Source organism: Sedimentitalea sp. XS_ASV28 (assembly GCF_041224545.1).
Classification (GTDB): domain Bacteria; phylum Pseudomonadota; class Alphaproteobacteria; order Rhodobacterales; family Rhodobacteraceae; genus Sedimentitalea.
The window spans coordinates 323155-332545 of sequence record NZ_JBGFGP010000176.1; the positions used below are offsets into that span (position 1 = coordinate 323155).

The following is a 9391-nucleotide window of genomic DNA, read 5'->3' on the forward strand; positions in this document are numbered from 1 at the left end:
TTAACTTTCAACAAAAACAGTATGTTATCAGTATTGTGAGGTGGCTGCCAATTGATCGGACGCTGCACCATTGCACCTTATGTGCGACGTCTGATATGGTCCCTATACCAGATATAGTCGACGCACAAAAAACAGGCAACATAACGTGAACGACACGCCGGAACCACCTGAATACATGGATGAAACTCCGCAGGAGCGCCCCGTCTACGACGGGCCCAGCGTTTCCATCGAATCCGAGATGCGGACATCCTATCTGGACTATGCGATGTCGGTCATCGTCTCGCGCGCCATTCCCGATCTGCGCGACGGGCTGAAACCGGTGCACCGCCGCATCCTCTATGCGATGCACGAAACCGGCAACACGCATGACAAACCCTATCGGAAATCGGCGCGTCCGGTCGGCGATGTCATGGGTAAATATCACCCGCATGGCGACAGCGCGATCTATGATGCGCTGGTCCGCATGGCACAGGACTTTTCCATGTCGCTGCCGCTGCTGGATGGACAGGGCAACTTCGGCTCGATGGACGGCGACAATCCGGCAGCCATGCGCTATACTGAGGTGCGCATGGACAGGCCTTCGGCAGCCCTGCTCGCCGATATCGACAAGGACACAGTCGATTTCCAGGACAATTACGACGGCAAGGATCAGGAGCCGACCGTCCTGCCCGCACGGTTTCCCAACATGCTGGTCAACGGCGCCGGAGGGATTGCCGTCGGCATGGCCACGAACATCCCGCCGCACAACCTGGGTGAAGTGGTCGACGCCACGCTTGCGCTGATCGAGGATCCGGATCTGAGCAGCGAACAGCTGATCGATTACGTACCCGGCCCCGATTTCCCGACCGGCGGTATCATGCTCGGCCGCTCCGGAGCACGCAAAGCCTATCTTGAAGGGCGCGGCAGCGTCATCGTGCGCGCCAAGACCCGTGTCGAAGAAATTCGCAAGGATCGGTACGCAATCGTCGTGGACGAGATTCCCTATCAGGTGAACAAGGCCGCGATGATCGAAAAGATCGCCGAGGCGGTGCGGGAAAAACGCATCGAGGGCGTGGCCCATGTGCAGGATGAAAGCGACCGGAACGGCGTTCGCGTGGTCATCGAACTCAAACGCGATGCCACCCCCGATGTCGTGCTGAATCAGCTCTGGCGCTTCAGCCCGATGCAAACCTATTTCGGCTGCAACATGCTGGCACTGAATGGCGGGCGCCCCGAACAACTGACATTGCGGCGGTTCCTGACCTCGTTCATCGATTTCCGCGAAGACGTGGTTGCCCGGCGCACGGCCTATCTGTTGCGCAAGGCCCGCGAACGCAGCCACATCCTGTGTGGTCTCGCCGTTGCGGTCACCAATATCGACGAGGTCGTCGCAACCATCCGCGCCTCAGCCGACGCCGCCGACGCGCGCGAGAAACTGATGAAGCGCCGCTGGCCGGCGGCGTCGATCATGGAGTACATTGCGCTGATCGACGACCCCACGCACACGGCGAACGAGGATGGCACCTATAACCTGTCCGAGACCCAGGCCCGTGCGATCCTCGAACTGCGCCTGCAGCGTCTGACGCAGATCGGTGTCAAGGAAGTCACCGATGAGCTCGAGGACCTGGCCGCGAAGATCAAGGAATATCTCGAGATCCTCGGCAGCCGCGAGCGCATCATGGGCATCATCGCCGATGAACTGCGCGAGGTGCGCGAACAATTCGCCGTGCCCCGCCGGACCGAGATTGTCGAATGGTCCGGCGACATGGAAGACGAAGACCTGATCGAGCGTGAGGACATGGTCGTGACCGTCACCTCGGGCGGCTACATCAAACGGACCCCGCTGGCCGATTTCCGCAGCCAGCGTCGCGGTGGCAAGGGGCTGTCGGGCATGCAGACCAAGGAAGAGGACGTGGTCACCACCCTCTTCGTGGCCAACACCCATACCCAGCTCCTGTTCTTCACCACCGAAGGCATGGTCTACAAGCTCAAGACCTGGCGGCTGCCCCTCGGCGGGCGAACCTCCAAGGGCAAGGCCATCGTCAATATCCTGCCGATGCCCACCGGTGTCTCGGTGGCCGCGATCATGCCGATCGACCGCGACGAGGATCACTGGGACGAGTTGCAGGTGATCTTCGCCACCTCGGGCGGCGACGTGCGCCGCAACCGGCTGTCCGATTTCACCAATGTGCGGCGCAACGGCAAGATCGCCATGAAGCTGCCCGAGGACGGATCGGTGCAACTGGTCGATGCGCGCATCTGCTCGGAAGACGATGACGTGATGCTGGTCACGAATTCGGGCCGCGCCATTCGCTTCCGCACCACCGATGTGCGCGTGTTCAACTCGCGCGAATCGACCGGCGTGCGGGGCATCCGGCTCAATGGGGATGCCCGCGTGGTGTCGATGTCGGTCATCCGCCATTTCGAGGCCGATCCGGACGAGCGCGCGGCCTATCTCAAGATGCGCCGCCTGATGGCCGGGGTGATCGAGGATGCCGAGAGCGACGACAGCGAAGGCAATGCAGACACCCCGCTGCCACAGGAACGCTATGCGGAAATGTCGGCGATCGAGAACCTGATCCTGACCATCACCACCGGCGGGCTGGGCAAGCTCAGCTCCAGCCACGATTACCCGGTGCGCGGTCGCGGTGGACAGGGTGTAACCGCCTGGGAGAAATCCATGCGGGGCGGCAACCTCGTGGCGTCCTTCCCCGTGGAACTGGATGACCAGATCATGCTGGCAACCTCCAAAGGCCAGTCGATCCGCGTGCCTGTCGAGGGGATTTCGTTCCGCTCACGCTCGGCGGGGGGCGTCAAGGTGTTCAACACCTCGAACGGAGAAGAGGTCGTGAGCGTGGCATGGATTGCAGAACAGGGCGATCCGGAAGATGAGGATGCTGGCGACGAGTAGTAATCAGGCCGCCACGCCAACCGACTTGATGGCCCGCCCCCAGAAGCGGGTCATCAGGAACATCGCCGTACACGCGAGACCGACCACCAGACCAAGCCAGATGCCGACGCCACCCATGCCGAGGATGAAACCGAGGTAGTAGGACGTGGGAACACCGATGAGCCAGTAGGACATCGCCGCCATCAGCATCGGCACCTTGGTGTCCTGTACCCCGCGCAACAGACCGAGCGCCATGGCCTGCGCCCCGTCGGCAAGCTGGAACAGCGCGGCCACAGCGAGCAGCGTCACCCCGATCTCGAGTATCTCGGACCGATACGGGTTGTCGGCTTCCATGAACATCGAGAGCAACGGAACCGGTGCGCGTAAAAAGACGATCATGGTCACGACGGCAAAGGCAAGCGACAATCCGATCACCGCAATGGCCCCCCGCGTCATGTGCTCCCGATCCTGCCGACCATAGGCATTGCCTGCCCGGATCGTCGCGGCATTGCACAGGCCCAGATGCACCATGAAGGTGGCAGAGGCGACGGTGACGACAATTCCGTGTGCCGCCAGCGACAATTTGCCCAGCCAGCCCATCATCAGCGCCGACGCCGCAAACAGCCCGACCTCGCTGACCATGGTCAATCCGATCGGCACCCCGAGACGGAAAACCCGGCCCATCATTTCCCAGTCCGGACGCCAGAGCCGCAGGAAGATCCGGTGATCGGGCAAGCGCCACGCGGCATAGGCGACAATGGCAATCAGCGACACCATCTGTGTCACCAGCGAAGCCAGCGCAGCCCCCATCAACCCCAGTTCCGGCGCGCCCCAATTGCCGAAAATCAGCATGTAGTCGAAAATCCCGTTGGTCACCGCCGCCCCGACCGTGACCCAGAGCACGACCTGTGTCCGCTCAAGCGCCGCGAGGTAGGATTTCAACACCATCACCAGCAGGGCCGGGATAATGCCCCAGCAGGCCACGCGCAGATATTCCGATGCCAGCTGCGCCACTTGGGGCTCCTGCCCCAGCAATTGCAGGATCGGGCGAGACCAGATCATCAGAGGCATGACCGCAATGGCGTAGGCAACCGACAGCCACAGGCCCATGCGGGTGGTGCGGCGCACGCTGATCTCGTCGTCCGATGCCGCGGCGGCGGCGACCATCGGCATCACCGCCATGGCGAATCCGGACCCAAGGATGAAGAGCACGAAGAAATAGGTCGATGCCAGCGTGACCGCCGCAAGCTCATCGACGCCGTACCACCCCAGCATCACCGTATCGACCAGACCGATCGAGAACTGCGCAAGGTGCCCTCCGACAAGCGGAAGGCCCAGTACGAGAATGGCCCTGACGTGGCCGGGATATGACATTGCGGGACTCATGAGATCCCTGCATTAGGGCAGATCGCGCCCCGTCGGCAAGAGCATGTTTCGCGATGCCGTCACATATGGATCACGCGGCCCCAGGCATCCAGAACCGACTCGTGCATCATCTCGCTCAGGGTCGGATGCGGGAAGACCGTGTTCATCAGGTCCTGTTCGGTGGTTTCAAGCTGACGCCCGACCAGATACCCCTGAATGAGTTCGGTGACCTCTGCGCCGACCATATGCGCACCCAGCAACTCGCCGGTTTCGGCGTCGAACACCGTCTTGATCATCCCCTCGGGCTCGCCAAGGGCAATGGCCTTGCCGTTGCCGATAAACGGGAAACGTCCGACCTTGATGTCATGTCCCAATTCCCTGGCGCGCGCTTCACTCAGCCCGACAGACGCGACCTGTGGCTGGCAATAGGTGCAACCGGCAATGCTGTCGGGACGGACCGGGTGCGGTTTTTCGCCCGCGATCAGCTCTGCCACCATGACACCTTCATGGCTGGCCTTGTGCGCCAGCCACGGCGCCCCTGCGATATCGCCGATCGCATAGAGGCCATCGACGCCGGTGCGGCAGAATTCGTCCACGACCACATGGGTTCGGTCGACCTTGACGCCCAAAGCGTCGAGACCGAGATTTTCCACGTTCCCGACAATCCCGACCGCCGAAATGACCGTGTCGAACTCCAGCGTCTCGGTCGTGTCCCCGGTTTCGATATGCGCCGTGACCTTGCCCTGCCCCCGGTCGAGTTTCTTTACACTCGCTTTCTCCATGATGGTCATGCCCTGCTTGACGAACTGCTTTTTGGCAAAGGCACTGATCTCGGCATCTTCGACCGGCAGAATACGGTCCATCACTTCGACAACCGTCGTGTCGGCTCCGAGCGTATTGTAAAAGCTGGCAAACTCGATCCCGATGGCGCCCGATCCGATCACCAGCAGTTTTTTCGGCATCCGCGGCGGCTGCAACGCGTGTTTGTAGGTCCAGACCAGATCGCCATCCGCTTCCAGCCCCGGCAATTCGCGGGCGCGCGCGCCGGTGGCCAGAACGATATGGTCCGCGGCAAGTTCCTGCTGCCCCTTGTCGGTCTCGACGCTGATCCGCCCCTTGCCGGTCAGGGTCGCCGCCCCCATCACGGTGGTGACCTTGTTCTTCTTGAGCAGGTGGCTGACCCCCGCGGACAATTGCCCCGCGACCTTGCGGCTGCGTTTGACAACCGCGTCCAGATCGTAACCGATCTTGTCCGCCTTCAGGCCGAACTCCCCGGCCCGCTCCATCAGGTGAAGCACTTCGGCGCTGCGCAGCATGGCCTTGGTCGGGATACAGCCCCAGTTCAGGCAGATACCGCCCATGTGTTCGCGTTCGACGATCGCAACGCTCAGACCCAGCTGCGCGCCTCGAATGGCGGCGACATATCCGCCGGGACCTGCCCCGACAACAATCATATCAAAGGTTTTGGCGGCCATGATTACCCTGTTCCCAAAAGGAGTTGCACCTGCAAACCCGAGCCTAGCAACAGCCTTCTGCCTTTGCAAAGATATCGACGCCTCGCCCCGAGATTGCGCTGGTCAGCGTCAGATCGCGTGATAGTCTGAACCGGAACAATCCGGAGTGACGTCATGGGCAAGACCGTGAAAGACCTGTTTCTGGCATTGCTGAATGCCACGCTGATCCTCGTTGCGCTCTGCCTCGTGCTGGCTCTGATGGTCTTCAACAGGGCCAACTCGCTCGCCGAGAGCTTTGCCGAGAACCTTCAGATCGTGACACCGCTTCAGGAGAGCGTGCGGAATACGGGCGCCGAGGTCGCGGCGCTGCGCTCGGACCTCACCGGGCTGAAGGAGCAGTCGGGGGATGTCTCATCCGCCACCATGACGCGTGTCGAGGAGCGCATCGAAACGATGGAGGCGCGCCTGGACGAGATGATGGCCACTCTGACCGAACTGCGCGGCACCCCGCAACGGCTGCTGGATCAGGCCATCGAAAAGGCCGGGGATCAGGCGGTTCTGACCGCAGGGCGTATCCGGGGCTGCGTTCCACCGGACGGCGCAACGACCCCTTCGGGATAAGGCCGCCGGCCCTTATCCCGCTTGCTGCAACTCGCGCACGGTCGTGCCGTAGCCACCCGCAACCACATAGGCGGTTTCCGGTTCGCTCGACGGTCGCGACAGCGCATCGTTGCGATACGGGAAACGCCCGAACTTGCGGATCACCTCGCGATGCGCCCGCGCATGCAGCAGGTTCGATGCGCCGTATTCAGGCATCCGCTCGCACATCAGGCGCACACAGCGCTCCTGGTCGCACAGGTTCTCCGAATGCATCATCGGCAGATAGAAAAACTGCCGCGCCGGTTCATCGATCCGCATATCCCACCGCTTGTCGACACAGGCCTTGGCCACGGCAAGCGCGGCACCGTCGGTCGCAAAGGCGTTGCCACTGCCGCGGAACATGTTGCGGGGGAATTGATCGGTCAGGATGATATAGGCAAGCGCACCGCTGGGATATGTCATCCAGAGCGAAAACCGCCCATCGCGCGCACCTTCCCAGGATGTCTCGAACCTGCGCGTTATCTCGGCGTCCAGGTCCTTGTCCTGGGCGTACCATCCGGCTTCACCAACTTCGTCCAACCAAAAACTCAGTACTTCTTCGGGGCCAACCATGGTCCACTCCCTACGTTCTCGACATTCCCTCCCAAGCCACAGCAATAGTGAAACCGATTTACAAAATTTTTACAGTAACATTTTGCTACACTCGGGGCATTATCGACCTGCATGTGGCGTTTCCGTCACCTGCTCGTCTTCAAGATCAGCTTCGATAGCCAGTTCCTGCGCATATTCAACGGCCACGTATGTCGCGGACGGATACATCGGCGCAATGCTGCCGGTTTCCTCGATCGGAACCGCCGGACGGCGGGTGCTGCGATAGGCGGCATAGGCCGCAAGCGCAAAGAGCAACCCGGCCATGAACATGAAAAAGCCCGGCGGTCCGAACACGCCGTCATCCATCAGCCAGCCGATGATCAGAGGCCCGGCAATCGCACCCAGACCGTTGATAAAGACCAGCCCCCCCGAGGCGGCCGCCATGTCTTCGTGTTCGAGATAATCGTTGGTATGCGCAAGCAGCAGCGAATAGAGCGGATTGCTCAGACCGCCGATCAGGAAGGCCCCGAGCAGAAGCAGGGTGAAATCCGACCCGAACAGCATCCCGATGCAGGCCCCGATCCCGGCGCAGCCCGACACCGCGAGGATCAGCAACCGCCGATCCATGCGATCCGAGATCCAGCCCAGCGGATATTGCAGCAGCATCGCGCCGATATAGAAGGTTGCCACAAAGGTTGAAATCTGCGCCACGCTCAGTCCGGCACGGGCACCGTACACCGCGCTCATGCCGAATTGAGAGGCAAAGACGCCGCCCAGCAGGAACATGCCGACACAGCCCAGCGGCGAGATCTTCAGCAATTGGCGCAGGGTCATGGGTTTGGTCGTGTCGAACGCCGGTGTCGGACTGATCGAAAGGAGGATCGGCGCAAACGACACCGAGATCAGGACCGAGGCGATGACAAAGGTCACGAACCCTGCCGGGTCGCCGACCAGCATCAGCGCCTGCGCCGTGACGATGCCGACCATCTGAACGATCATGTAGAGCGACAGCGCCTGCCCGCGAGTCTCGTTCGTCGCCGAATTGTTCAGCCAGCTTTCGGCCGTCACATACACGCCCGAAAAACAGAAGCCGATGATGACCCGCCCCAGGGCCCAGGCAAAGGGATTGGTAAAGGTCGGATAGAGGATCATCACCGCCGAGATGAACGAGGCCAGCGCCGCGAACACGCGCACATGCCCCACCCGCCGGATCATGTCGGGCGCCAGCCGCGAGCCGCCGAGAAAGCCGACGAAATACGAGGACATGACGATCGACATCTGCAATGTCGAAAAGCCCTCGATCTCGCCACGCACGCCGAGCAACGTGCCCTGAAGCCCGTTTCCGACCATCAGCAGCATCATGCCCAACAGCAACGCCCAAGCGCTCGACAGGACCTGTAACATCTCGCGCCTCCGATCGTTGGCGTTGTGGCATTGGTGCCGTGTATCGCGGCTCAGACCGGACGCGTCCCCCTTGGCAGCGACATCCTGTGAGTCGCAAGAGGCAAAATCAGCCTTTTTGCGGGATCAGCAGCGACGCATCGCCGTAAGAGAAGAACCGATACCCTTCACTTACCGCATGATTGTAAATCCGCCCGATACGGTCCTGCCCCATCAAAGCGGAGACCAGCATCAGCAGGGTCGATCTGGGCAGGTGGAAATTCGTCATCAACGCATCGGTGACGCGGAAGTCGAACCCCGGATAGATGAAAATGTCCGTATCGCCTTCCCAGGCAACGATCTCGCCGCCCCGCGCCGCCGTCTCGATCAGGCGAAGCGCGGTTGTGCCAACCGGGATGATCCGACCGCCCGCCGCGCGGGTGGCGGCAATCTCGGCGGCGGCGGCGGCGCTGACACGGCCCCATTCCGCGTGCATCTTGTGGGTTGTGACGTCATCGACCTTGACCGGCAGAAAGGTCCCCGCCCCCACATGCAGCGTGACACGGGTAAATTCGATCCCCTTGTCGCACAGGTCCGCCAGCAGCGCGTCGTCGAAATGCAGCGATGCGGTCGGCGCGGCGACGGCCCCGGAGTGACGCGCGAACACCGTCTGATAATCGGTCTTGTCGCGCTCGTCCGCGGCACGTCTGGCCGCGATATAGGGCGGCAGGGGCATGGCGCCCGCCCGGGCCAGCGCGGTGTCGAAATCGTCGCCCCTCAGATTGAAGCGCAGCACGCCCTGCCCGTCTTCCACATGGTCAAGCTCGGCAGACAGGTCAGAGGAAAAGGTAACGGTTTCGCCCGGTCGCAGCTTTTTCAGCGGCTTGATCAACGCCGACCAGTTGCCATCCGCGCGCGGCTCCAGCAGTGTGACCTCGATCCGCGCGCTGGTGCGTCCCTGGGCGCTCTGGCGTTCACGGGTGCCGCTGAGCCGGGCGGGAATCACCTTGGTATCGTTCAGCACCATTCGGTCGCCGGGACGCAACCAGCCGGGCAGCGCGCTGACCTTCGTATCGGTGATGTCATCGCCCTGCGCCACCAGCACCCGCGCAGCGCTGCGCGGAACCGCGGG

At 62.0% G+C, this 9391-nt stretch carries 7 protein-coding genes; 2 read left to right on the forward strand and 5 right to left on the reverse strand.

Going from position 1 to position 9391, the window contains the following annotated elements; translation table 11 throughout:
• Window positions 1–175: 175 nt before the first annotated feature.
• The gene (gene gyrA / locus AB9K34_RS23365) at window positions 176–2890 is read left to right on the forward strand and encodes a DNA gyrase subunit A (RefSeq protein ID WP_369957127.1); all 2715 of its coding nucleotides are present in this window, start codon (window positions 176–178) and stop codon (window positions 2888–2890) included.
• Between the two features lie 3 nt (window positions 2891–2893).
• Here the strand turns inward: gyrA and AB9K34_RS23370 are convergent, their stop codons facing one another.
• Both AB9K34_RS23370 and lpdA read right to left on the reverse strand, forming a co-directional pair.
• Window positions 2894–4243, reverse strand: a complete 1350-nt coding sequence (locus AB9K34_RS23370; RefSeq protein ID WP_369957100.1) for an MATE family efflux transporter — start codon at window positions 4241–4243, stop codon at window positions 2894–2896.
• A gap of 71 nt (window positions 4244–4314) precedes the next feature.
• Window positions 4315–5709, reverse strand: coding sequence for a dihydrolipoyl dehydrogenase (gene lpdA / locus AB9K34_RS23375; RefSeq protein WP_369957102.1), 1395 nt, complete (start codon window positions 5707–5709; stop codon window positions 4315–4317).
• 153 nt (window positions 5710–5862) lie between these two features.
• On the opposite strand from lpdA, the gene AB9K34_RS23380 reads away from it, so the two are divergent.
• On the forward strand, window positions 5863–6309 hold the full coding sequence (locus AB9K34_RS23380; protein WP_369957103.1) for a hypothetical protein: 447 nt from the start codon (window positions 5863–5865) through the stop codon (window positions 6307–6309).
• A 12-nt stretch (window positions 6310–6321) separates the two neighbouring features.
• On the opposite strand, the gene AB9K34_RS23385 is transcribed toward AB9K34_RS23380, so the two are convergent.
• From AB9K34_RS23385 to queA, 3 genes are all read right to left on the reverse strand, one after another.
• Window positions 6322–6900, reverse strand: a complete 579-nt coding sequence (locus AB9K34_RS23385; protein ID WP_369957105.1) for a DUF924 family protein — start codon at window positions 6898–6900, stop codon at window positions 6322–6324.
• Window positions 6901–6999: 99 nt separating this feature from the next.
• Complete coding sequence (locus AB9K34_RS23390; protein WP_369957106.1) at window positions 7000–8283, reverse strand: MFS transporter; 1284 nt, start codon at window positions 8281–8283, stop codon at window positions 7000–7002.
• Window positions 8284–8389: 106 nt separating this feature from the next.
• The coding region (gene queA / locus AB9K34_RS23395; protein WP_369957107.1) for a tRNA preQ1(34) S-adenosylmethionine ribosyltransferase-isomerase QueA at window positions 8390–9391 on the reverse strand (1002 nt) is incomplete at its 5' end.